Below are 22,615 nucleotides of genomic sequence, written 5' to 3'. Positions count from 1 at the left end.
CCGATGCACACCAGGCTCCGCCCCCGCCCCGGCCCCCGCGGCAGACTCCGGACGCTGGTCTCCGCCGTCTGCTGTGCCGCCGTCGGCGCCGCCCTGCTCGCCGGTGCGGGCACCGCCACCGCCGGCGAGACCCACCCCGACAAGACGCACCCGGCCGACGCGAACCGCTCGAAGGTCGTCGGCTACTTCACCGACTGGGGCATCTACGACCGCCAGTACTACGTGAAGAACATCGAGACGTCCGGGTCCGCCGACCGCCTCACCCACATCAACTACGCCTTCGGCAACGTCGTCGACGGCAAGTGTGCCCTCGGCGACCCCTGGGCCGATACGGACAAGCCCTTCACCGCCGGGGAGTCCGTGGACGGCGTCGCCGACACCGCGGGCCAGTCGCTCAGCGGCAACTTCAACCAGCTGCGCAAGCTGAAGAAGCTGCACCCTCGGCTCAAGGTCATCTGGTCGTTCGGCGGTTGGAGCTGGTCGGGCGGATTCGGCGAGGCCGCCAAGGATCCCGCGGCCTTCGCCCGGTCCTGCCACGACCTGGTCGAGAACCCGGCGTGGGCCGACGTCTTCGACGGCATCGACATCGACTGGGAGTACCCGAACGCCTGCGGCCTCACCTGCGACACCAGCGGCCGCGAGGCCTTCCGGGACGTCATGGCGGCCCTGCGCGCCGAGTTCGGCAGGCGCGAGCTGCTCACCGCCGCGATCACGGCGGACGCGACGGCCGGCGGCCGGATCGACGCGGCGGACTACGCGGGCGCGGCCCGCTACCTGGACTGGTACAACCCGATGACGTACGACTACTTTGGCACCTGGGCCGCCGCCGGCCCGACGGCACCGCACTCCCCCCTGACCTCCTACCGGGGCATTCCCCAGCGGGGCAACGACACCGCCACCACGATCGCCAAGCTCAAGAGCCTCGGCATCCCGTCACGCAAGCTGCTGCTCGGCATCGGCTTCTACGGGCGCGGCTGGACCGGCGTCACCCAGGCGAAGCCGGGAGGCGCGGCCACGGGACCGGCGGCCGGGACGTACGAGGCGGGCAGTGAGGACTACAAGGTGCTGAAGGTCAAGTGCCCGGCGACCGGCACCGTCGGCGGCACCGCCTACGCCAAGTGCGGCAGCGACTGGTGGAGTTACGACACCCCGAGGACCATCGCGACGAAGATGAAGTACCGGGCGGCGCAGGGCCTGGGCGGAACGTTCTTCTGGGAGCTGAGCGGGGACACGGCGAACGGTGAGCTGATCCACGCGATCAAGTAGCCCGGCACCCCGGGCACTCGGGGGCGGGGCACTCGGGGGCGGGGGACCACGAGCCTCCGCCCCGGGGCACTCCCGCCCGGCGCCCCTCAGTCCACGCGTTGGGCCGGTTTCGGCGCCGTGAAGGCGGGGTCCATCTCCTCGATGGCGCGCAGGGAGCCGCCCAGGGTCTTCACCAGCAGCTCGACCATGACCTCGCGCGAGAGTTCGGGGCGGGCGATCCACTCCAGGGTGGCGCCCTCGACGCTGCACAACCAGGCGAGCAGGCCCATCCGGGGAAGGGCGGGGATGTCGCTGCTGCCGTACGCGCCCTCGGCGATGGTCGCCACGATCGCCGCGCGCACCCCGTCCCGGATGGCGTGCACCTCGGTGTCGAAGCCGACACCGCCGCTGACGATCGTGCGGTAGGCCGCCTGGTTGTGCTCGGCGTAGCGCAGATAGCCGTCGATGGTGCGGTGCACCCGGTCCACCTGCGGCAGTTCGAGGCCGCTCGCCGCGAAGGTGACCAGGTCGGCGACCGAGTCCTGGATGATCGCCAGGTAGTAGCCGCGTTTGGACTGGAAGTAGTAGTAGATCAGCCCCTTGGCGACATGCGCCTGCCGGGCGATGTCGTCCATCGAGAGCGCGTCGTAGGACGTGTCGGCGAACAACTTCCGCCCGATGGAGATGAGTTCGGCGCGGCGCGCCAGTGAGCGCTCGGTGCCACGCGCCCGGGGACGGGCGACTTCGCGCTGTTCACTGATACTCAATTTCGACCCTGGTCTCGGGCGGTCGGCGGGACATCCGCAGTATGTCAGGTCAACCGTGCGTCAGGTCACGCCCGTCAGAGCAGTCCGAGCCCGGTGATCAGCATGGCGACGACCGCGACGAGGACCCAGCCCGCGAGGTGCTCGAGGAGGGCCGGGCCGTCGCTCCCGGGGCCGCCGGTGCGGGTGCGGGCGGCGGTGGCTGTCTGTGCGGTCATGGCGTCTCACTGGGATAGGACTTACCGGGTGGATCCCCCCACCGATCCGTCCACCTTGCCACCTGCCGGGGCTTTTGCGGCGGAGACCTTCCTCACACGGGGACCCCCACCGCCGTGAGCGCCCTGCACTGCCGCGGCGTCGGACGCGCCGGGAAGTAGAGGTAGCAGACCCCTCCGGTGCCGGAGACGACCTTGCCGCTCGCGTTGTACCGCTTGGTCCGCAGCCACACGTTCTCGAACTCCCGGCGCCGGTACACGCGCCGCACGGCGCTGTCGTCCGCGGAGAACGGGTCGTTGGCGATCACGTCTCCCTCGGCCGTGAAGCCGATCACCGTCATGAGGTGTCCGGAGGTGCCGTAGCCCGCGCCGGTGAGCTCCTCTTCGAGGAACGACTGGGAGGTCATGGCCGGGATCCCGGCCGCGATCAGCGTCTCCAGGTCGGTGAGTGAGCCGAGGCGGGTGACCACTGCCTGGAGGTCGTCGAAGGTGGCCGCGTAGGCCGCGTTGAACGGCCAGTTGCCGCAGCCGGCGTACTGGTGGTCGTAGGTGTGCCGTGCCGCGTGGCACACCTGGGGGTCGGCGTAGGCCGGGTCGACCCAGGCCAGGTCGTCGGCGGTGAGCCGGCCGCCCCAGTACTCGATGATCATCTGGGAGGAGGTGGGGCTGCACCAGGCCTCGCCGCCGTTGTCGTACTCGGGGTACTGGCCCCGGTGGATCTCCTGCGAGTAGCGCGGGACGGCCAGTTCCTGCGCGAGGCCCGGCACCGAGGGCGCGACGGTGAACCGGTCCGGCACGTCGGAGCCCATCACGCCGAGCCGCCACACGGTCGGCGTCAGCCGGGTGCCGGGGCGGCGGTACAGGGTGAGCCGCAGACGGCAGGAGGCCAGGCGCAGGCCCGTCGAGGCGTCGTCGATCGAGAAGGTGTCGGTCCAGACGGTGCTGCGCCCGTCGGTCTGGTCGTCCACGGAGGTCCGCTTGATGTCCTGGTCGCCGGAGGCCCAGCGCCCCATCACGTACCAGGGGGTGTCCGTGCCGTCGGAGTACGTGCCCTTCAACTCGATCTGGAGCCAGGTGCCGGCCGGGGTGCTCGCGTTCCACGAGGCGATCGCCTCCGTCGAGGGAACGGCGAGCGCCTGCGCCGGGGAGGTCCAGGTCGCGTACTCCCAGGCGGCCGTGGTCTTGGTGTGCGGGTCGGTGTAGTCGACGGTGCCGAGCGGGGTGCCGAGGACGACGCCCGGGCGCGGGCCCGCGACGGCGCGGGTGCCCTTCGCGGTGCCGGCGCGCCAGTCGGTGTACGTGGTCCACGAGCGGTAGTCGGCGGTGCGGACCGGGGCCCGCCCGGTGGACGCGGAGTCCGCTTCGTCGGCCGCGTCGGCGGCCGGGGCGGCGGTGGCGGCCGGGATCTGGCCGCCTGCCACGGCGGCGGCGACCGCGACGGCGAGGACAGTTCTGCGGGACGGCTGTTCGGCTCTGCTCATGAGCGGGAGACCCCCAGGGTGTCTGCACGGCTGTGCGCCCACTATGGACGGCGGAGACGGCACCTTCCAGCACTTCGGCCCGTGCCGCGCCGCCCGCCCCACAGGAGGCGGCTCCCCCGCCCTCTCGGTCCGGCGCCACGCCGCCCCTGGCACGGGGCGGCCCCCCGAGCCCCGCGGCCGGTACCGCCCCGAGACCGCCACACGGGTCGGCCTGCGAGGCCCCGGCCGGTGGCACCCCGCACACGGCAAAGGGGGCGGGGCTCCCCTGCGCAGCCGCCCGTATCGCCCCGGGCCCGCCGCAGGGGGCCTGCGAGGCCCCCGCCGGTGGCGTCCCGCACACAACCGCGCCGCGGCCCGCATCGCCCCGAGGCCACCGCGCAGGTCGGCCTGCGAGGCCTCCGGCCGGTGGGGCGCCGCACATGGCGCAGGGGGTGGGGCGTGCGCCGGGCCGCGGGGTCGGTTCGAGTTCCCGTGTCGGTCGGTGGGCGGGGAGCGGTCGTAGACTCGCGCAGGCTCTCGTACGCACGGGCCGCCGCTCCGACCGCCCGCTCACTGCCCCGGGATCCGCCATCCACCAGCTCGCCTTGCGGCTGCGCCGCCTGCCCCCGTCCTGCGGACCGGTCCGGCTGATCGGTGTCGACGGACACGCCGGTTCGGGCAAGTCCACGCTCGCCGGTGAACTGGCCGCAGCGCTGGGCGGCGCTCCCGTACTGCACCTCGACGACATCGCCAGCCACGACGAGCTGTTGGCGTGGACCGGACGGCTGCTGACCCAGGTGATCGAGCCGTTCGGCCGCGGTGAGGAAGCGCGCTACGCCCCGTACGACTGGCGGACCCGCCGGTTCGGGCCGCCGCGACCGCTGCCCGCGGCCCCCGTCGTCCTGGTCGAGGGGGTCGGCGCGGGCCGCCGCGCGCTGCGTCCGTTCCTCGCGGGTCTGCTGTGGATGGAGATGCCCGCCGAGGAGGCCTGGGCGCGTGGGCGGGCCCGGGACGGGGAGGAGCAGCGGGAGTTCTGGGAGGGGTGGGTCGCGGCGGAGGCCCGTCACTTCGCCGATGACCCTTCGCGCCCCCATGCCACCCTGCTGGTACGGCAGTTGGAGCAGGGGTACGAGGTGCTGCCGGGACCCGTGGGGAACCTTGGACCGGACCTGCATGTCACCCACCGTGATGGACCACCCGCGATGTGGTGAACGCGTGAAGGCGCTCGTGGCCGAAGTTCGCCGACCGGCCCGGGCATGCTTGACCGGCGGCCCGTACAGGACTTACGTTCTCAATGTGCGGCAATCGCAGCCGCCCTCGAACGCGAAGCCCCCGGTTGTTCCCCCGTGATCGGGGGCTTCGTTCTGCCCTGACCCCGCCCGCCGTCCCGTTTCGGGACGTGTCGTGACGCGATCCGGTCACCCTGGGTCACCGCGCGGTGTGCGCCCCGTCCGCTCCCACCTCGGCAAACGGGCTGTGCGGCACCCTACGGCGACCCGCTCCCCCGCAGGTACGATGCCCTCGGTGCGACCAGGACGGCTGCCGCGCGCACCTGGCAACTCCGGTCTGCGGCACAGCGGTTCGACCAAGGCAGCCGACGGGCGACGGCCCGGCGGCATACCGACGGGGGCACGGTTTGTGGGGGACGTGATGGACTTCGGCACACAGGGCCCCGACGCCCCGGCCGACCTCGCCTGGCTGCGGGGCGTGGACGCGTACACGATGGGCGCGTACCCACAGGCCGAGGAGGAGTTCCGCACCGCGGTGCGGATCGATCCGGGGATGGCCGACGGCTGGCTCGGGCTGCACGCGCTGCGCGTCGACACGACGACGGCTCTGCTCAGGATGTTCCGGCACCGCGAGCGCTTCGGCGAGCAGCGCACCCGGCACCGCCGGACGCTCAACTCCTGGTACTGGCTGGGCTGGTGGGTACAACCGGTGCTGGAGAGCCCGCGCGATCTGCTCCTCGCGCACGCCTCGCACTGGCTGGACGGCAGACACGTGCCCGAGCTGGACCGGGCGCTCGCCGGGCTGCCGCCGGTCGACGCCGACCATCAGGTGCGCTTCCTGCACGCCTGCCGCGCGTATCTCGTCAAGGACTGGGAGCAGCTGGTACGGCACACCGACCCGCTGCTCGACGATCCCCTGCTGGGCATCGAGGCAGGCCTGTTCGGCGGGATGGCCCGGGTCCGGCTGGAGATGTACGGACAGGCCGAGCCGCTGCTGTCGGCGGCCCTGATGCGCTGCCGCAGCGAGCAGCCGCAGCGCAAGGAGCTGCGGTACTGGCTGGCCCGGGCCCACGAGGGGACCGGACGGTCGGCGGCGGCCCTGCCGCTGTACCGGGCGGTGCACCGCGTGGACGCGGCCTTCATGGACACCTCGGCCCGGCTCGCCGCGATCGCCGAGGGGGACGGCTACGACGACCCCGCCGACTTCGCGGCGATCACCCTGACCGGCGTCGGCCAGGACATGGTGGACGGGCCCGACGGATTCGACCCGCTGTTCGGCACGGAGGGCCGGGACCTGAGGCTCACCGAGCCGTCCGACCTGCCGCCCGTCGTCCCGCTGCCGTCGGTGAGCGACCCCGCGGTGCGGGAGAAGACCGTCCTGGCCTCGTCGGTGCCGGCCGGGCCCACCGATCCCGCCTTACTGGACGAGGCGCTCGCCGAACTGGAACGCATGGTCGGCCTGGAACCGGTGAAACGCCAGGTCAAGGCGCTGTCCGCGCAGCTCAACATGGCGCGGCTGCGGACCGGTCAGGGGCTCCCGGTCCAGCCGCCGAAACGGCATTTCGTCTTCTCCGGCCCCTCCGGCACCGGCAAGACCACGGTGGCCCGCATCCTCGGCCGGGTCTTCTACGCCCTCGGGCTGCTGGGCGGCGACCATCTCGTCGAGGCCCAGCGGGCCGACCTGGTCGGCGAGTACCTCGGGCAGACCGCGGTGAAGGCCAACGAGCTGATCGACTCCGCGCTCGGTGGCGTGCTCTTCGTCGACGAGGCGTACTCGCTCTCCAACTCCGGCTACGGCAAGGGCGACGCGTACGGCGACGAGGCCCTTCAGGTGCTGCTGAAGCGGGCCGAGGACAACCGGGACCACCTGGTGGTCATCCTGGCCGGCTATCCGGAGGGCATGGACCGGCTGCTGGCCGCCAACCCCGGGCTGTCCTCCCGCTTCACCACCCGCGTGGACTTCCCCTCCTACCGCCCCCTCGAACTGACCTCCATCGGCGAGGTGCTGGCCGCGGAGAACGGCGACATCTGGGACGAGGAGGCCCTGGACGAGCTGCGCTCCATCGCCGGGCACGTCGTGGACCAGGGCTGGATCGACGAACTGGGCAACGGACGGTTCCTGCGGACCCTGTACGAGAAGAGCTGCGCCTACCGGGATCTGCGGCTGTCGACCTACCCGGGCGCGCTGACCCGGGACGACCTGTCGACCCTGCGGCTGCCGGATCTGATGCAGGCGTACGGGGAGGTGCTGTCGGGCCGGGGGCCGCAGGATCCGTCGGTGTGACGGATCCCGCGGCGCCGCTCAGCTCGCGAGCGCTTCCTCGGGTGACGAGGGTCCGCCCGGCTCGCGCGGGGCCGCGACCTTGGGGGAGCCCGCCCTCGGCTCCGTCAACCGGATCCCGGGGACCTCGCGGTGCGCGGGGTCGGTGACCTCGCCCACCAGCAGTTCCAGGACGTCCTCCAGCGCGACCAGACCGAGGACCCTGCCGGACGCGTCGGCCACCTGCGCCAGATGAGTGGCGGCCCGGCGCATCACCGTCAGCGCGTCGTCCAGGGGGAGTTCCGAGCGCAGCGTCGTCATCGGCCGCCACACCTGCTGCGGCACGGCCCGCTCGGAGTCCTCCAGGTCGAGGACGTCCTTCACGTGCAGGTAGCCCATGAAGACGCCGGGGCGGTTCTCCGCGGCGACCGGGAAGCGGGAGTAGCCGGTGCGCGCGGTCAGCGCGACGATCTCCCCCGGGGTGACCGAGGGGCTGACCGTGACCAGGGACTCGCGCTTGAGCAGCACGTCCGTCACCGGGCGGGAGCCCAGTTCCAGCGCGTCCTCCAGCCGCTCCTGCTCCTCGGGGGCCAGCAGGCCGGCCTGGCCGGAGTCCTCGAGCAGCCGGTTCAGCTGCTCGCTGGTGACGACGGCCTCGACCTCGTCCTTGGGCTCGACGTCGAAGAGCCGCAGGATCCCCTGGGCGCAGGCACCGAGGGCCACGGTGATCGGCCGGCAGACCCGGGCGAAGGCGACCAGGCCGGGGCTGAGCCAGAGCGCGGCCTTCTCGGGGGCCGCCATGGCGAGGTTCTTCGGGACCATCTCGCCGATGACGAGGTGGAAGAAGACCACGGCCGCGAGGGCGACGATGTAGCCCAGCGGGTGGATCACGCCGTGCGGGAGGTGGACCGCCTCGAAGACCGGCTCCAGCAGCCGGGCGACCGTCGGTTCGGCGACGGCGCCCAGGGTGAGGGAGCAGACGGTGATGCCGAACTGGGCGGCCGCCATCATCTGGGGCAGGCGTTCCAGTCCGTACAGGACCTGGCGGGCCCGGGCGGTGCCCAGGGGCTCGATCTGGCTGCGGCGGACCGAGACGAGTGCGAACTCGGCGCCGACGAAGAAGCCGTTGGCGAGCACGAGCAGCGCGGCGAAGACGAGTTGCAGGGCGCTCATCGGGAGACCTCCACGACCTGGCCGGTCCGTACCAGCCGGACCCGCTCGGCCCGGTAGTGGCCCACGCGGCGCACGGAGAGCCGCCAGCCGGGCAGTTCGGCGCGGTCCCCGACGGCCGGGATCCGGCCGAGCAGGTCGGCGACCAGCCCGGCGACCGTCTCGTACGGTCCCTCGGGTACGTCCAGGCCTATGCGCCGCAGGGTGTCGACGCGGCAGCTGCCGTCGACGTCCCAGGCGGGCCGGCCCTCCTCGGGCGGCGCCGCGGCGAGCTCGGGCGTGTCCTGGCCGTCGTGCTCGTCGCGGACCTCGCCGACGATCTCCTCGACGATGTCCTCCAGCGTGACGACGCCGGCCGTGCCGCCGTACTCGTCGACGACGACGGCGATGGGCTGTTCGCTGCGCAGCCGGGCCAGCAGCGGCTGGACGGGCAGGGTCTCGGGGACCAGCAGCGCGGGGCGGGCGATCCGGCCGAGCGGGGTGCGCAGCCGGTCGTGGACGGGGACCGCGAGGGCGTCCTTGAGGTGGACCATGCCGACGATCTCGTCGATCTTCTCGCGGTACACCGGGAACCGGGACAGGCCGGTGGCGCGGGTCAGGTTGACCACGTCCTCGGCGGTGGCCGACGACTGGAGGGCGCTGACCTTCACGCGCGGGGTCATCACGTGCTGGGCGGTCAGCTCGGCCAGTGACAGGGTCCGCACGAAGAGATCGGCCGTGTCCTGTTCGAGCGCCCCGGCCTGGGCCGAGTGGCGGGCCAGCGAGACGAGCTCCCCGGGGGTGCGCGCGGAGGCCAGCTCCGCGGTGGGCTCGACGCCCAGCGCGCGCACCAGCCGGTTGGCGACGGTGTTGAGGGCGGCGATCACCGGCCGGAAGAGCCGGGAGAAGCCGGCCTGCGGGCCCGCGACGAAGCGCGCGACCTGAAGGGGCTTGGACACCGCCCAGTTCTTGGGCACCAGCTCGCCGACCACCATCTGCACGGCGGAGGCCAGCAGCATGCCGACGACGACGGCCACCCCGGAGACGGCGCCTGCGGGGAGGCCGATCGCGGTGAAGGGGCCGTGCAGCAGCTCCGCGAGCGCCGGCTCGGCGAGCATGCCGACGACCAGCGAGGTGATGGTGATGCCGAGCTGGGTGCCGGACAGCTGGAAGGACAGTTCCTTCAGCGACTCGACGACGGTACGGGCCCGTCGGTCGCCCTCGGCGGCAGCCTTCTCGGCGTCCGGGCGCTCGACCGTGACGAGGCCGAACTCGGCGGCGACGAAGAAGCCGTTGGCGAGGATGAGCAGGAACGCGGCTGCGAGGAGCAGCAGGGGGATGGTCATGATGCCGCCGCCTGTGAACCAGGTCGGACAGGGGCGGCGCAGGTACTACAGGACGAACCGTCCATCGCCGGAGGGAGTCACTCCTCGGGTAGCAGGAACCCCTGTGCACCCGGCAGGGAGCCACAGGGGTGGAGACGCAAGGGGAACGTCTCCGTCACCAGATTAATCAAGACACGGGGCCGAGCGGCAGGGTGGACGGCCCCGAGTCAGCCCTGATCTTGTCCCGTGGGCTCCTCGGGGTGCCGGACGGACCGGGTTTCCGCGAGGGTCCGCAGGGTGCGCGCGTCGGCGATGGCCTGCTGCTTGTCGATCCCGGGCTGGATACCGAGGGCGGGCATGCTGGTGCCGTCGCTGAGGTCGAGGAAGACCCAGGGATCGCCCGGACGGAGGTTCACCTGGACGATCTCGGCCCAGTCCAGATGCCGCCGGCTGGCGATGTTCACGACGGTGACCCCGGAGTCGTCGGCGACGACCCGGACCCGGGCGAGCTGGGCCAGCACCCAGAAGATGAGGGCTCCGGTGAGGATGAAGCTGAGCCGCTCCCCCGGCCCGAGCTGTTCCAGCAGCATCGCGACGGCGGAGATGACGACGAGGATGGCCACTCCGGCCGCGAGCAGCACCGTGCGGGTGCGGCCGGGCCGGAAGGTGACGGGGAGGGTCGACAGGTCGGACATGTTCCCGGATGAGGTCAGAGGCGGCAGGCGTGGATGGCCGTGGTCAGGATGGCGCGCGCGCCGATGTCGTAGAGGTCGTCCATGATCCGCTGCGCCTCCTTGGCGGGGACCATGGCCCGGACGGCGACCCAGCCCTCGTTGTGCAGCGGGGAGACGGTCGGCGACTCCAGGCCCGGGGTCAGCGCGACGGCCTTCTCCAGCTGCTCGACGCGGCAGTCGTAGTCCATCATCACGTAGGTCCGGGCGACCAGGACACCCTGGAGGCGGCGCAGGAACTGCTGCACCTTGGGCTCCTCGACGTCCGCGCCGGTGCGGCGGACGACGATGGCCTCGGACTTCATGATCGGCTCTCCGAAGACCTCCAGACCCGCGTTGCGCAGCGAGGTCCCGGTCTCGACGACGTCGGCGATGACCTCGGCGACGCCCAGCTCGATGGCGGTCTCGACGGCGCCGTCGAGGTGCACGACGGAGGCGTCGACGCCCTGTTCGGCCAGGTGCTTGGCGACGATGCCCTCGTAGGAGGTGGCGACCGTACGGCCCCGGAGGTCCTCGACGCCGTCGGCGGTGCCCGGCTTGGTGGCGAAGCGGAAGGTGGAGCGGGCGAAGCCGAGCGGGAGGATCTCCTCGGCGTTGGCGCCGGAGTCGATCAGCAGGTCGCGGCCGGTGATGCCGATGTCGAGGCGCCCGGACGAGACGTAGATCGCGATGTCCCGGGGGCGCAGGTAGAAGAACTCGACGTCGTTGACCGGGTCGACGATCCGCAGCTCCTTGGACTCGCGGCGCTGCTGGTAGCCGGCCTCATGCAGCATCTCCCCCGCGGGGCCTGACAGGGAACCCTTGTTGGGGACGGCGATGCGCAGCATGAGGTCGGCTTCCTTCGCGTGGAACGTGACGATCGGGGTGGAGGTGTGCGGTGGTGTCGGAACGGTGTTTACAGGTGGGCGTACACGTCGTCCAGCGAGATCCCGCGGGCGACCATCATCACCTGGACGTGGTAGAGCAGCTGCGAGATCTCCTCGGCGGCCGCTTCCTTGCCTTCGTACTCGGCCGCCATCCAGACCTCGGCGGCCTCTTCGACGACCTTCTTGCCGATGGCATGGACACCCTTCCCGACCAGTTCCGCGGTACGGGAAGTGGCGGGGTCGCCGCTGGCGGCCTTCTGCTGGAGCTCGGCGAAGAGCTCCTCGAACGTCTTCTTGGACATGGTGATCCCACCCTAGCCGTTGTGCCGGCCTGCCTACCGCCAGGGTTCGGATACTGAGCGCAGGGTGGCCGCGGTCGCCACCGCCGCCGTCACCGCCTCGTGCCCCTTGTCCTCGTTGGAGCCCTCCAGGCCGGCCCGGTCCAGGGCCTGCTCCTCGGTGTCGCAGGTGAGGACGCCCATGCCGACGGGGACGCCCGTCTCGACGGAGACCTGGGTGAGGCCCTGGGTGACGCCCTGGCACACGTACTCGAAGTGCGGGGTGCCGCCGCGGATGACGACGCCGAGGGCGACGATCGCGTCGTAGCCCCGTCCGGCCAGCACCTTGGCGACGACCGGGAGTTCCCAGCTGCCGGGGACCCTGAGCAGGGTCGGCTCGTCGATGCCGAGGTCGTGCAGGGCGCGCAGCGCGCCGTCGACCAGTCCGTCCATCACCTTCTCGTGCCACTGTGCCGCGATGACGGCGACCCGCAGGTCACCCACATTGCGTACGGACAGTTCCGGTGCGCCCTTGCCGCTCACGTCTCTCCTCTTGCCTCTCGTACCTTGCCGACTTGCGTTACTGGTTGCCGCAGGGGGACACGGGGGCCGTGTCCAGCCAGGGCAGGTCGTGTCCCATCCGGTCCCGCTTGGTGCGCAGGTAGTGGATGTTGTGCTCGCCCGCCTGGACGGGCATCGGCTCGCGCCGGACGACCTCGATGCCGTGCCGCACGAGGGCGTCGCTCTTCTCGGGGTTGTTGGTCATCAGGCGCACGCTGCGCACGCCGAGGTCCTCGAGGATCTGGGCGCCGGCCCCGTAGTCGCGGGCGTCGGCGGGCAGGCCCAGCTCCAGGTTGGCGTCGAGGGTGTCGTGCCCGCGCTCCTGGAGTTCGTAGGCGCGCAGCTTGGAGAGCAGACCGATGCCGCGGCCCTCGTGTCCGCGCAGGTAGACGACCACGCCCCGGCCCTCGCTCTGGACGCGCTCCAGGGAGGCGTCGAGCTGGGGGCCGCAGTCGCAGCGCTGGGAGGCGAAGACGTCGCCGGTGAGGCACTCGGAGTGGACCCGGACGAGGACGTCCTCGCCGTCGCCGATCTCGCCGTGGACCAGGGCGACGTGCTCGACCCCGTCGACGGTGGAGCGGTAGCCGTAGGCGGTGAACGTGCCGTGGACGGTGGGCAGCCGGGTCTGCGCCTCGCGGCGGACCGTGGGCTCCGCACTGCGGCGGTAGGCGATCAGGTCCTCGATGGAGATGATCGTCAGGCCGTGCTTGCGGGCGAAGGGGATCAGCTCGGGCAGGCGGAGCATCCGGCCGTCCTCGCCGGCGATCTCGACGATCGCGCCGGCCGGGCGCAGTCCGGCGAGGCGGGCGAGGTCGACGGCCGCCTCGGTGTGGCCGTTGCGGGTCAGCACACCGCCGCTCTTGGCGCGCAGCGGGAAGATGTGGCCGGGGCGCACGAAGTCGGAGGCCTCACTGGCCCCGCCCGCCAGGAGCCGGAGCGTGGTGGCCCGGTCGGCGGCGGAGATGCCGGTGGTCACGCCGTGGGCGGCACAGGCGTCGACGGAGACGGTGAAGGCGGTCTTCATCGACTCGGTGTTGTCCTCGACCATCTGCGGCAGCCGCAGGCGTTCCAGTTCGTCGCTCTCCATGGGGGCGCAGATCAGACCGCGGCACTCGCTCATCATGAAGGCGACGATCTCGGGGGTGGCCTTCTCGGCGGCGATGACGAGGTCGCCCTCGTTCTCGCGGTCCTCGTCGTCGACGACCACGACGGGGCGGCCCGCGGCGATGTCGGCGATGGCCTGCTCGACGGGGTCCAGCGCGAAGTCCTCGACGCCGTCCGTGCTGTAGAGGATCGGTGCGGTACTCATGCCGGCGCTCCTTCCAGAGCGGGTTGCGAGGCCTTGCGCGAGCGCAGCCACCAGTCGCGCATGCCCCACAGGACGAGCGCGCCGTAGATGACGTAGACGAAACCGGAGAACGCGTAGCCGTTGGCGAAGTTCAGGGGCACGCCGACGACGTCCACGAGGAGCCAGGCGATCCAGAACTCGACCATGCCCCGGGCCTGGGCGTACATGGCGACGATGGTGCCGACGAAGATGTAGGCGTCCGGCCAGGGGTCCCAGGAGAGGGACGGGTAGGCCTTGAACAGCAGGGCCACGGCGACCGTGCCGACGGCGGCGGCGCCGGCCATGGCCGCGCGTTCGAGCCGGCCGGCGAAGCGGGGGGTGATCTGGCCGTCGGCGGAGCGTCCCCTGCTGCGGCTCCACTGCCACCAGCCGTACAGGGCGACGACCATGACGACGACCTGCTTGCCGGCGCTGCCCGTCAGATGGCCGTAGAACGCGCCGAACAGCACGAGTCCGGAGAGGAACTGCACCGGCCAGGTCCACAGGGAGCGCCGCCAGCCGAGGGCGAGGGTGATCAGGCCCAGGATGTTGCCGATCATGTCCGACCAGAGGATGTGCTGGTCGAGGAGGGTGAAGGCCTCGGAGTTCAGCGAGTTCACTGCGCCGCTCCCTGCGTGGAGGCGAGCAGGCGCTCGACGTACTTGGCGACGATGTCCACCTCGAGGTTGACCGGGTCACCGGACTGCTTGAGGCCGAGCGTGGTCAGCGCGAGGGTGGTGGGGATGAGGCTGACCGTGAAGTGGTCGGCGCCCGCGTCGACGACCGTCAGGCTGATGCCGTCGACCGTGATGGAGCCCTTCTCCACGACGTACCGGGCGAGGCCGGCGGGCAGGGAGATCTTGACGATCTCCCAGTTCTCGGAGGGCGTGCGCTCCAGGACCGTCCCGGTGCCGTCGACGTGGCCCTGCACGATGTGCCCGCCGAGGCGTGCGCCGACGGCGGTGGGGCGTTCGAGGTTGACGCGGGAGCCGATGCCGAGGGCTCCGAGGCTGGAGCGGTTCAGGGTCTCCGCCATCACGTCGGCGGTGAACTCGTCGCCCTCGTGCTCGACGACGGTGAGACAGACCCCGTTCACGGCGATGGAGTCGCCGTGCTTCGCGCCGTCGGTGACGACGGGGCCGCGCAGCCGGAAGCGGGAGGCGTCGCCGAGATTCTCGACGGCGGTGACCTCACCCAGCTCTTCGACGATTCCGGTGAACACTTCCCGGGTCCTCCTGCCTCTTCGGGCACGGACTCCGGGGCCTGTCGATGACGACAGCAGGTACGGGCAACGGCACCGGGTGCGACGCCGGACAGACTCGTCCACGGACGAGTACTCGTACGGCGGCGCGCACGAATGCCCGCCCGCCGCGCACTGCCTCCCATCCGGACTTTAACCGTCGGTCCAGGAATTCCACCTGGTCAACCGGCCGCTGGAAGCGACCGGGTCGCGGACTATAACCGCCGGTTCGGACTTTCACCGACCCCGGAGTGCGCTGCTTTGATTACAGGGCCAGTGTGCCACGCCGGGCAGGCGTCCATACAGGTGAAGGATGTGGAGTGGCTCACAGGTCGTCACCTACGGGTTGCGCTCGGTCCGGTCGGCACCCCCGGACGTGACCCGCCGCGACACCGACGTGAATTGGTCCATACCTATTGACGTACTGGTCTAGTCCTTTCTAGGGTCGCCGGGGTACGACCCGGCGGCGGTGACGACGGCCCTTGCCCGCCGCCGGGTCCTCTCGGCAGGCCTCGCCCCCTTCGGCGGACCCCGCGCCGCGCGACATGCGCAGGACGGCCCCTCCGGACAAGCTTGAGAGGCGAAGGGCGGCCCGACCGGGGCCGCCCGTTGTCCGAAGGGGCTGAGCGGCATGACCACGATCCTCGTGACCGGCGGTACCGGAACCCTCGGCAGACTCGTCACCGAACGGCTGCGGGCGGACGGGCACGAGGTGCGGGTGCTCAGCCGACACAGCCGTCCGCACGGCGTCGACCTGCGCGAGGGCGGTCCCGGGCTGGACGCGGCCGTCGCCGGCGTGGACACGGTCGTGCACTGCGCGAGCACCCCGCGCGGAGGGGACGAACAGGCCGCCGCGAACCTGATCGCCGCGGCGCGCCGCTCCGGGGTGCGGCATCTGCTCTACATCTCCATCGTCGGCGTCGACCGGGTGCCGTTCGGCTACTACCGGGCCAAGCTCGCGGTGGAGGAACAGGTGGCCCGGTCGGGTCTCGGCTGGACGGTGCTGCGCGCGACCCAGTTCCACGACCTCCTGGTCCAGGTGTTCCAGGCGCTGGCCAAGGTGCCGGTGATGGTGCTCCCGGCCGGGGTGAGCGACCAGCCGGTGGAGGTCGCCGAGGTGGCGGACCGGCTCGCGGAGCTGGCGGCGGGCGCCCCGGCCGGGCGGGTCGACGACCTGGCCGGGCCCGAGGTCCGCACCCTTGAGTCGCTGGCCCGCGCCTTCCTCGAGGCGAGCGGCAGGCGGTGCGCGGTGCTGAACGTGCCGCTGTGGGGCGCCGCCTACCGCAGCTTCCGGGCCGGCGGGCACCTGGCGCCGGAACGCGCGGTGGGCAAGGGGACGTTCGAGGCGTACCTTGCGACGCGCATCCGCCGCCGTTAGGGCAGGACCTCAGGCCGGGCCGACCCCCGGCGTCCCGGGCGCGGTGCCGAAGAGGTCGTCCTGGGCGGCGTCCCGGGCCGTCAGCAGCGCGCCGCGCAGGACCGCGCCGCCGCCCAGGACGGCGGGGCGCACCTCCGTGGGCAGCGGCGCCATCCGGCGCAGCCGCGTGGCGACCCGGCGCGCGAGCGCCTCCCCGCCGGCCTGTCCGACCTCGCCGCCGAGCACCACGCAGCCGGGGTCGAGGACGGCCACCACGGAGGCGACGCCGAGGGCGAGACGGTCGGCGAGGGCGTCGAGGAAGCCCGCTGCCGCGGCCGCGTCGGCCCCGGGGTCCGGCGCGTCCACCGCGGCCACCGCCGCTCGCACCAGCGCGGCGGCCACCGGCTCGTCGGCGTGCGCGCGGGCCGTGCGGCCGTGCTCCCGGGCCAGTTCGGCGATCGCGACCGAGCCCGCCAGCGAGTGGAAGCCGCCCTCGCAGTCGGTCGCCGAGGGCAGGCCGTCCGTGCCGGGGACCGGCAGGAAGCCGATCTCGCCGGTGCCGCCCGAGGCGCCCCGGCGCAGCGCGCCGTCCAGGACGACGGCCGCGCCGGTGCCGTGGCCCAGCCACAGCAGGACGAAGGTGTCGCGGTCGCGGGCGACCCCCTCGCGCTGCTCGGCCAGGGCGGCGAGGTTGGTCTCGTTCTCCACGTGCGCGCGGGCGTCGGGGAAGCGTTCCTGGAGCGCCGCCACCAGACGGCGGTGCCACTCGGGCAGACCGCTGGAGTCGCGCAGTTCCCCGGTGGCGGGGTCGATCAGGCCGGGCGCGCCGATGCCCAGGGTGTGCAGCCTGCCCCAGGTGCGCTCCCCCGCGCGCGGGGGCGCCCCCGCCGCCTCCGCCTCCTTCACCGCCCGCTCGACCAGGGAGACCGCCTGCTCCACGGCCGTCCCGGTGCCCGTGTCGTCGCCGATCGGCACGGACGCCTCGGCGAGCACCCGGCCCACCAGGTCGGAGACGAGCACCGCGACCCCCTCCGTGCGCACGTCCAGCGCGGCCAGGTGGGCGCGGTCGGCGACGATGCCGTAGAGCCGGGCGTTCGGCCCGCGGCGCTGCTCGCCCGCCTCTCCGACGACCTCGATCAGCCCGGCGGCGGCGAGGCGTTCGACCAGGTCGGCGACGGTCGGCCGGGACAGACCGGTGAGCTGCTTCAACTGTCCTGCCGTCAGCGGGCCTTGCTGTTGCAGCAGCCGCAGGGCGAGCCGGTCGTTGATGGCCCGGGCGGTGCTCGGGGATGCGGGCATGGCGGGAATCCTCCCACGGCCGAGGGGGACCCGGTCGATGAACGCCGACCACGGCCCTCTATTTATCAGGCAGGGTCCCTGATAGTTTACGACGGCATCGCGACGGCGCGGCGCGGATCCGGAAGGGAACACGAGAATGAGCCAAGTGGGCGGAGCGATCCACGCACCCTCGCAGGTGAGGCGTTCCCGGTACGCCGTGGCCGCCGTGTTCGCCGTGCACGGAGCGGTGACCGGCTCCTTCGCCACCCGGGTGCCGTGGATCCAGGACCACGCCGGCGTGTCCACCGGGCAGCTCGGCTTCGCGCTCGCCTTCACGGCGTTCGGCGCGGCCTGCGCGATGCCGCTGGCCGGCTCGGTCACCCACCGCTTCGGCAGCCGGACGGCCCTGCGCGCGCTGCTCGCGCTGTGGACGCTCTCCCTGACGCTGCCCGCCCTGGCGCCGAACCTGCTGACGCTGTGCCTGGCGATGTTCACCTACGGCGCGTCCGCGGGCATGGCCGACGTGGCGATGAACGCCCTGGGGGTCGAGGTCGAGCGGCTGCTCGACCGGTCGATCATGTCGGGGCTGCACGGCATGTGGAGCGCGGGCGCCCTGGTCGGTTCGGCGGGCGGCACGCTCGCCGCGCACCTGGGAGCGGACGCGCGCGTGCACCACGTGCTGGCGGCGGGCGTCCTCACCCTCCTCGGCCTGCTGGCCTGCCGCTGGGTGCTGGACCTGCGGCCCGCCGAGGACGAGGAACCGCCCCCGCGGTTCGCCCTGCCGCCCCGTTCGGCGCTGCTGATCGGAGCGGTCGGCTTCTGCGCGGTCTTCGCCGAGGGCGCCAGCCTCGACTGGTCGGCGGTCTACCTGCGCGACGAGCTGGCCTCGTCCGCCGCGGCCGCGGCGGCCTGCACGACCGGCTTCATGTTCACGATGGCGGTGGCCCGGATCGCGGGCGACGCCGTGGTGAACCGGTTCGGCGCGGTGCGCACCGTCCGGGCGGGCGGGGTCCTCGCCGCGGTGGGCGGACTGCTGATCGTCCTCGCGGGGCATCCCGCGGTGGCGATGGGCGGGTTCGGGCTGATGGGGCTCGGCATCGCGGTCGTCGTGCCCCTGTGCTTCGCGGCGGCGGGACACAGCGGACCCAACCCGAGTCAGGCCATCGCGGGCGTCGCGACGATCACCTACACCTCCGGCCTGATCGCCCCGAGTCTCATCGGCGGGGTGGCGCAGGCGACCAGCCTGGTGGTGTCGTTCGGCGTGGTGACGCTGCTGGCGTGCGGGCTCGTGCTCTTCGCGGGCGTGCTGCGCAGCGGCGAGCGCACCCGCGCGAAGGTCAGTCCGCAGGCCGCAGCAGTGCCCGGCCCGCGGCCCTGAAAGCCTCGCTCCACGGCGTGGGGCGCAGGGTGGCCGCGTCGAGCCGCACCAGGACCCGGGTGCCCCGCGCGTACGTCGTGCCGCCGTCGGCGGAGCAGAGCCGGAAACCGTACGTCAGGCCCGTCCTGCCGAGCCGCTCCAGCCAGAGGTGCACGGCGTAAGGGCCGGACCGGGTCACCGGGACCTCGTAGCCGATCCGCAGTTCCCTGACGACGTTGCAGGCGTCCCCGGCGCTCGCCCAGTCCCCGTCGAAGCGGACGCCGTTGTCCTGCCAGAACTCGCTCCAGGCCCGCTCCACGAGGAGCGGGTAGCGGGCGTTGTGCAGCATGCCGAGGGCGTCCAGGTCGTCGAAGTGGACGGTGACGGGGACGATCCGGCCGTACGGGACGGCGGAGGCAGTCGGGGCCGGGGCGGTCGGGGCCGGGGCGGTCACGGGTTCGGCGGTCACTGCGGGGGCTCCTGTGCATGTATGAGGAAACTACCGCCATGGTACGGGGTCGCTAAGCGGTCGCTCACCCTCCGGTTCCGCGTGAGAATGGTCCGGACATCCGCACCCCAGGAAGGCGAACCCGCACCATGGATCTTGGCGTCCGATGGAAACTGCACGGCGACGGACGCACCCCGGCGCCCGGCGCGGTGGTCCGTCCCGACGAACGGCTCTCCTGGCCGCGCACGGCGGGACTCGGCGCCCAGCACGTGGTGGCGATGTTCGGGGCCTCCTTCGTCGCGCCCGTCCTGATGGGCCTCGACCCCAACCTCGCCATCATGATGTCCGGCGTGTCGACGGTGATCTTCCTGCTCGCGACCCGCGGCCGGGTGCCCAGTTACCTCGGCTGCTCGCTGTCCTTCGTGGGCGTGGCCGCCGTCATCCGGGCCCAGGGCGGCACCAGCGCCACCGTCACCGGCGCGGTGTTCGTCGTCGGCGTCGCGCTGTTCCTGGTCGGGCTGGCCGTGCAGCGGTTCGGGGCGGGGATCATCCACACCGCCATGCCGCCGATCGTGACGGGCGCGGTCGTGATGCTCATCGGCTTCAACCTCGCCCCCGTCACCGCCACCACCTACTGGCCGCAGGACCAGTGGACGGCCCTGCTCGTCATGGCGTTCACCGGTACGGCCGTGGTCTGCCTGCGCGGATTCCTCTCCCGCATCGCGATCTTCCTCGGCCTGGTCTTCGGGTACGGCGTCTCGTGGCTGTTCGACCGGGTCTTCGGCCGGATCCATTCCGCCGACGCGAGCGGCAAGGTCACCGACCACTGGCGGCTCGACCTGTCCGGGGTCGCCCACGCCGACTGGATCGGACTGCCGTCCTTCCACGGCCCGTCCTTCGAATGGTCGGCGATCCTCGTGGCGCTCCCCGTCGTCATCGCGCTCGTCGCGGAGAACGCGGGCCACGTCAAGGCGGTCGGCGAGATGACCGGCGACGACCTCGACGACCGGCTCGGCACGGCGATCTCGGCCGACGGGGTGGGCTCCATGCTGTCCACGGCGGTGGGCGGCCCGCCCAACACCACCTATTCCGAGAACATCGGCGTGATGGCCGCGACCCGCGTCTACTCGACCGCCGCCTACTGGGCCGCCGCCGGGTTCGCCCTCCTCTTCGGCCTGTGCCCGAAGTTCGGCGCGGTCGTCGCCGCGATCCCCGGCGGCGTCCTCGGCGGCATCACCGTCATCCTGTACGGCATGATCGGCCTGCTCGGCGCGCAGATCTGGATCACCGCCGGCGTCGACCTGCGCAACCCGCTCAACCTGGTACCGGCCGCCGCGGGCATCATCATCGGCGTCGGCAACGTGACGCTGACGTTCACGGACACCTTCTCGCTGAGCGGTATCGCGCTCGGCACGCTCGTCGTCGTCATCGGCTACCACGCGCTGCGCGCGTTCGCGCCCGCCCATCTCAAGGCGGGGCGGCCCCTGCTGGACGGGGGCACCAGCAGCTACGACGAGGCCAGCTCGTAGGCGTACGACGGGCTGAACTCACCGGCCGCGCCCTTGCAGCCGTCCGACTCCCCCGGCAGCTTCACCCACAGATAGGCGTCGATGCGGTCCTGACCGGTCCGGAAGGTGGGGGCGCTGCCGATGCTGCGGCCGTCCGGGTCGCACCACTCGCCGTCGGCGGGCGCGCCGTTGCCGTTGCGGCTGGTGTCGATCACCGCGCCCAGGCCCGGCGGGCCGCCGAGGGCGTCGAGGACCCGGCGGTCGTAGGCGACCTCGTCGGCCGTGCGGTGGAAGTTGGAGACGTTGCTGAAGATCCCGTCGGAGGACGCGGCCGAGGCGGCACCGGCCTGTCTCAGCAGGGCGGCCTGCGCGGCCGGGGAGTTCCAGGCCGAGTGGCCGGCGTCGTAGTAGACGCGCGCCCTGGGGTCCGCCCCCTTGAGCACACGCCCCGCCCGGGCCAGCGCGGCGAGCCGGGCGGCCCGGACCGCTGCGTCGAGGCAGTCGGTCTGGGCGACGGAATCGGGCTCCAGGACCACCACGGCCTCGCCCCGGCCGAGCCCGGCGGCGAAGGCGTCGATCCAGCCCGCGTAGGCGTCGAGATCGGGCGCGCCGCCCTCGGAGGCACCGCCGCAGTCCCGGTCCGGGATCGCGTAGGCCACCAGCACGGGCACCCGGCCCTGGGCGGCCGCGCCGGAGGTGACCGCGCGGACCCGCGAGGTGACGGTCTCCGGGTCGTACTCGGTGAACCACACGGCCGCCGGCCGGCTCGCGATCTCGGACTCGATGACGGCGGTGCGCGGATCCCCCGGGTTGGCGCGGACCCAGTCGAGCACCTGGGAGTCGGGGTGGCGGTAGAGGCCGGTGGAGCCGGCGGCGGCCCGCGGGACACGCGCGGTACGGCCGGGCGAGGGCTTCGGCCGCGCCGCCGGGACCGAGGCGGAGGCGGACACGGACGGCGAGGGCGGGGGCGCGGACGCGGGGACCACGAGCGACGCGCTCGCCTTCGGGTGGGGCCGGCCGGCGCCGCGCGGGCCGTCGTCGCCCCCGTCGCCGTATGCGGTCAGCGTCCCGGCCGCGGCGCCCAGCACCACCACCACCGAGGCGGCGGCGACCATGACGCCCCGCCGGCCCGACCGTCGCTCCAGCAACCCTGCCACCGTGCCGCTCCCCTCCCGCACGACGGGTCCGTTCCCCCGTTCCGGGGAAGCTCCGGGCCCGCCGGCACGCGGGTCAGCCTAGGACTGCCACCCTGCCCCCATGCCGCAATCGGAACAGATCACCCCACACGTCCAGAACGGTGTCGACACGGGTACCGGCCCGGCCCGCCCGGGCGTCGACGCCGTGCTCGCCCGGATGCGCGCCCTCGACGCGGTTCTGCCTCCCGGGGACGGGGTCGCGGTCTTCAACCGTGTCTACCTGGCCGTCACCGAGGAGGTCGACCGGCGCATCGACACGGGCCGCTTCCCGGACGCGGACGCCGCGGTCACGCTGGACGTGCGGTTCGCCGAGCGCTACCTGGACGCGGTCGACCCGGTGTGCGACGACGGGCGCCCGCCGGCCTGCTGGCGTCCGCTGCTCCAGTTCCGCCGCCATCCCGGCGTACGCCCGCTCCAGTTCGCGCTCGCGGGGGTCAACGCACACATCGGGCACGACCTCGCGCTCGCCGTGGTGGACGCCTGTCGTGGCCTGGGCTGCGAACCGGCCGACCTGGAGGACGAGTTCGACCGTGTGGGCGATCTCCTCGGCTCGCTGGAGGAACGCGTCCGCGAAGAACTGATGCCGGGCCCCGACCTGTTGCAGATCGCCGATCCGCTCACCCATCTGCTCGGCTCCTGGAGCCTGGAGCGCGCCCGGGACGCCACCTGGACGGCGGCCCGGGCGCTGTGGGCGCTGCGCCGGCTGCCCGACGTCGCCGAGGAGTTCACCCAACGCCTCGACACCGCCGTCGGCTTCGCGGGACGCATGATGCTCACCCCGCTGCCGGGGCTCGTGCGGTGCGCGCCCGCGCGGTGAGACC

General features: G+C 72.8%; 22 protein-coding genes and 1 riboswitch. Of the genes, 7 read left to right on the top strand and 15 right to left on the bottom strand.

All coding sequences use genetic code 11. The features are described 5' to 3' along the window. Positions 1-3: 3 nt before the first annotated feature. The gene (locus Saso_RS06335) at positions 4-1,266 is read left to right on the top strand and encodes a glycoside hydrolase family 18 protein (protein WP_189926098.1); all 1,263 of its coding nucleotides are present in this window, start codon (positions 4-6) and stop codon (positions 1,264-1,266) included. 86 nt (positions 1,267-1,352) lie between these two features. On the opposite strand, the gene Saso_RS06330 is transcribed toward Saso_RS06335, so the two are convergent. From Saso_RS06330 to Saso_RS06320, 3 genes are all read right to left on the bottom strand, one after another. Next, complete coding sequence (locus Saso_RS06330) at positions 1,353-2,012, bottom strand: TetR/AcrR family transcriptional regulator (RefSeq protein ID WP_189926100.1); 660 nt, start codon at positions 2,010-2,012, stop codon at positions 1,353-1,355. Positions 2,013-2,086: 74 nt separating this feature from the next. Further along, on the bottom strand, positions 2,087-2,227 hold the full coding sequence (locus Saso_RS06325) for an SCO1431 family membrane protein (protein ID WP_189926102.1): 141 nt from the start codon (positions 2,225-2,227) through the stop codon (positions 2,087-2,089). A gap of 92 nt (positions 2,228-2,319) precedes the next feature. Continuing rightward, entirely contained in the window at positions 2,320-3,705 is a 1,386-nt protein-coding gene (locus Saso_RS06320) for a peptidase C39 family protein (protein ID WP_189926104.1), read from the bottom strand. Between the two features lie 584 nt (positions 3,706-4,289). On the opposite strand from Saso_RS06320, the gene Saso_RS06315 reads away from it, so the two are divergent. Continuing rightward, positions 4,290-4,895, top strand: coding sequence for a uridine kinase family protein (locus Saso_RS06315; protein WP_229901461.1), 606 nt, complete (start codon positions 4,290-4,292; stop codon positions 4,893-4,895). A 439-nt stretch (positions 4,896-5,334) separates the two neighbouring features. Beyond that, positions 5,335-7,197 (top strand): AAA family ATPase, encoded by a 1,863-nt coding sequence (locus tag Saso_RS06310; RefSeq protein ID WP_189926106.1) that lies wholly within the window; start codon positions 5,335-5,337, stop codon positions 7,195-7,197. An 18-nt stretch (positions 7,198-7,215) separates the two neighbouring features. Here the strand turns inward: Saso_RS06310 and Saso_RS06305 are convergent, their stop codons facing one another. The 9 genes from Saso_RS06305 to Saso_RS06265 form a co-directional block, all read right to left on the bottom strand. Continuing rightward, entirely contained in the window at positions 7,216-8,346 is a 1,131-nt protein-coding gene (locus Saso_RS06305) for a hemolysin family protein (protein ID WP_189926107.1), read from the bottom strand. Continuing rightward, positions 8,343-9,668: a hemolysin family protein gene (locus tag Saso_RS06300; RefSeq protein WP_189926109.1), complete on the bottom strand. Its 1,326-nt coding sequence runs from the start codon at positions 9,666-9,668 to the stop codon at positions 8,343-8,345. Before Saso_RS06300 ends, Saso_RS06305 begins: the two co-directional genes overlap by 4 nt. 206 nt (positions 9,669-9,874) lie before the next feature. After that, positions 9,875-10,342 (bottom strand): PH domain-containing protein, encoded by a 468-nt coding sequence (locus tag Saso_RS06295; RefSeq protein ID WP_189926111.1) that lies wholly within the window; start codon positions 10,340-10,342, stop codon positions 9,875-9,877. 14 nt (positions 10,343-10,356) lie between these two features. Further along, positions 10,357-11,205 (bottom strand): ATP phosphoribosyltransferase, encoded by an 849-nt coding sequence (gene hisG, locus Saso_RS06290; protein WP_189926113.1) that lies wholly within the window; start codon positions 11,203-11,205, stop codon positions 10,357-10,359. A gap of 68 nt (positions 11,206-11,273) precedes the next feature. Continuing rightward, complete coding sequence (locus Saso_RS06285; protein ID WP_189926115.1) at positions 11,274-11,546, bottom strand: phosphoribosyl-ATP diphosphatase; 273 nt, start codon at positions 11,544-11,546, stop codon at positions 11,274-11,276. Between the two features lie 33 nt (positions 11,547-11,579). Then, positions 11,580-12,065 (bottom strand): 6,7-dimethyl-8-ribityllumazine synthase, encoded by a 486-nt coding sequence (ribH, locus tag Saso_RS06280; protein ID WP_020128903.1) that lies wholly within the window; start codon positions 12,063-12,065, stop codon positions 11,580-11,582. A gap of 37 nt (positions 12,066-12,102) precedes the next feature. Beyond that, positions 12,103-13,392 carry a bifunctional 3,4-dihydroxy-2-butanone-4-phosphate synthase/GTP cyclohydrolase II gene (locus Saso_RS06275; protein WP_189926117.1) on the bottom strand — a complete coding sequence of 430 codons (1,290 nt, stop codon included), beginning with the start codon at positions 13,390-13,392 and terminating at the stop codon, positions 12,103-12,105. Next, positions 13,389-14,030, bottom strand: a complete 642-nt coding sequence (gene pnuC / locus Saso_RS06270; protein WP_189926118.1) for a nicotinamide riboside transporter PnuC — start codon at positions 14,028-14,030, stop codon at positions 13,389-13,391. Before pnuC ends, Saso_RS06275 begins: the two co-directional genes overlap by 4 nt. Then, positions 14,027-14,632 (bottom strand): riboflavin synthase, encoded by a 606-nt coding sequence (locus Saso_RS06265; protein ID WP_189926120.1) that lies wholly within the window; start codon positions 14,630-14,632, stop codon positions 14,027-14,029. The genes pnuC and Saso_RS06265 overlap by 4 nt, the downstream gene beginning before the upstream one ends. A 146-nt stretch (positions 14,633-14,778) precedes the next feature. Next, positions 14,779-14,909, bottom strand: a riboswitch (FMN riboswitch). Positions 14,910-15,281: 372 nt separating this feature from the next. Here Saso_RS06265 and Saso_RS06260 point away from each other — a divergent pair. Further along, positions 15,282-16,028: an SDR family oxidoreductase gene (locus Saso_RS06260; RefSeq protein ID WP_189926122.1), complete on the top strand. Its 747-nt coding sequence runs from the start codon at positions 15,282-15,284 to the stop codon at positions 16,026-16,028. A 9-nt stretch (positions 16,029-16,037) separates the two neighbouring features. Here the strand turns inward: Saso_RS06260 and Saso_RS06255 are convergent, their stop codons facing one another. Next, positions 16,038-17,306, bottom strand: a complete 1,269-nt coding sequence (locus Saso_RS06255) for an ROK family transcriptional regulator (protein ID WP_189926124.1) — start codon at positions 17,304-17,306, stop codon at positions 16,038-16,040. A 136-nt stretch (positions 17,307-17,442) separates the two neighbouring features. On the opposite strand from Saso_RS06255, the gene Saso_RS06250 reads away from it, so the two are divergent. Then, positions 17,443-18,663, top strand: coding sequence for an MFS transporter (locus tag Saso_RS06250; protein ID WP_189926125.1), 1,221 nt, complete (start codon positions 17,443-17,445; stop codon positions 18,661-18,663). Here the strand turns inward: Saso_RS06250 and Saso_RS06245 are convergent. Then, on the bottom strand, positions 18,623-19,096 hold the full coding sequence (locus tag Saso_RS06245) for an acyl-CoA thioesterase (protein WP_189926457.1): 474 nt from the start codon (positions 19,094-19,096) through the stop codon (positions 18,623-18,625). The two genes, Saso_RS06250 and Saso_RS06245, sit on opposite strands and share 41 nt — an antisense overlap. A gap of 143 nt (positions 19,097-19,239) precedes the next feature. Between Saso_RS06245 and Saso_RS06240 the strand changes: the two genes are divergently transcribed. After that, complete coding sequence (locus Saso_RS06240; protein WP_189926127.1) at positions 19,240-20,619, top strand: uracil-xanthine permease family protein; 1,380 nt, start codon at positions 19,240-19,242, stop codon at positions 20,617-20,619. Here Saso_RS06240 and Saso_RS06235 read toward each other — a convergent pair. Next, positions 20,598-21,713 carry a glycoside hydrolase family 6 protein gene (locus Saso_RS06235; protein ID WP_189926459.1) on the bottom strand — a complete coding sequence of 372 codons (1,116 nt, stop codon included), beginning with the start codon at positions 21,711-21,713 and terminating at the stop codon, positions 20,598-20,600. The genes Saso_RS06240 and Saso_RS06235 overlap by 22 nt on opposite strands. 142 nt (positions 21,714-21,855) lie before the next feature. Here Saso_RS06235 and Saso_RS06230 point away from each other — a divergent pair, with 142 nt between their 5' ends. Beyond that, positions 21,856-22,611: a DUF5995 family protein gene (locus Saso_RS06230; protein ID WP_268253245.1), complete on the top strand. Its 756-nt coding sequence runs from the start codon at positions 21,856-21,858 to the stop codon at positions 22,609-22,611. Positions 22,612-22,615: the final 4 nt, after the last annotated feature.

This window comes from Streptomyces asoensis (assembly GCF_016860545.1).
Classification (GTDB): Bacteria; Actinomycetota; Actinomycetes; order Streptomycetales; family Streptomycetaceae; genus Streptomyces; species Streptomyces asoensis.
Note: the sequence above shows the minus strand (reverse complement) of the source record. Positions and strands in the feature narration are given on the sequence as shown.

Bases quoted from the DNA above. Each gene is read 5' to 3' on its own strand.
- Saso_RS06300 (WP_189926109.1), bottom strand. From the start codon at position 9,668: ATGACCATCCCCCTGCTGCTCCTCGCAGCCGCGTTCCTGCTCATCCTC.
- Saso_RS06240 (WP_189926127.1), top strand. From the start codon at position 19,240: ATGGATCTTGGCGTCCGATGGAAACTGCACGGCGACGGACGCACCCCG.
- Saso_RS06335 (WP_189926098.1), top strand. From the start codon at position 4: ATGCACACCAGGCTCCGCCCCCGCCCCGGCCCCCGCGGCAGACTCCGG.
- Saso_RS06250 (WP_189926125.1), top strand. From the start codon at position 17,443: ATGAGCCAAGTGGGCGGAGCGATCCACGCACCCTCGCAGGTGAGGCGT.
- Saso_RS06320 (WP_189926104.1), bottom strand. From the start codon at position 3,705: ATGAGCAGAGCCGAACAGCCGTCCCGCAGAACTGTCCTCGCCGTCGCG.
- Saso_RS06285 (WP_189926115.1), bottom strand. From the start codon at position 11,546: ATGTCCAAGAAGACGTTCGAGGAGCTCTTCGCCGAGCTCCAGCAGAAG.
- Saso_RS06255 (WP_189926124.1), bottom strand. From the start codon at position 17,306: ATGCCCGCATCCCCGAGCACCGCCCGGGCCATCAACGACCGGCTCGCC.
- Saso_RS06305 (WP_189926107.1), bottom strand. From the start codon at position 8,346: ATGAGCGCCCTGCAACTCGTCTTCGCCGCGCTGCTCGTGCTCGCCAAC.
- Saso_RS06260 (WP_189926122.1), top strand. From the start codon at position 15,282: ATGACCACGATCCTCGTGACCGGCGGTACCGGAACCCTCGGCAGACTC.
- Saso_RS06295 (WP_189926111.1), bottom strand. From the start codon at position 10,342: ATGTCCGACCTGTCGACCCTCCCCGTCACCTTCCGGCCCGGCCGCACC.
- Saso_RS06310 (WP_189926106.1), top strand. From the start codon at position 5,335: ATGGACTTCGGCACACAGGGCCCCGACGCCCCGGCCGACCTCGCCTGG.
- Saso_RS06275 (WP_189926117.1), bottom strand. From the start codon at position 13,392: ATGAGTACCGCACCGATCCTCTACAGCACGGACGGCGTCGAGGACTTC.
- Saso_RS06230 (WP_268253245.1), top strand. From the start codon at position 21,856: ATGCCGCAATCGGAACAGATCACCCCACACGTCCAGAACGGTGTCGAC.
- hisG (WP_189926113.1), bottom strand. From the start codon at position 11,205: ATGCTGCGCATCGCCGTCCCCAACAAGGGTTCCCTGTCAGGCCCCGCG.
- Saso_RS06235 (WP_189926459.1), bottom strand. From the start codon at position 21,713: ATGGTCGCCGCCGCCTCGGTGGTGGTGGTGCTGGGCGCCGCGGCCGGG.
- Saso_RS06325 (WP_189926102.1), bottom strand. From the start codon at position 2,227: ATGACCGCACAGACAGCCACCGCCGCCCGCACCCGCACCGGCGGCCCC.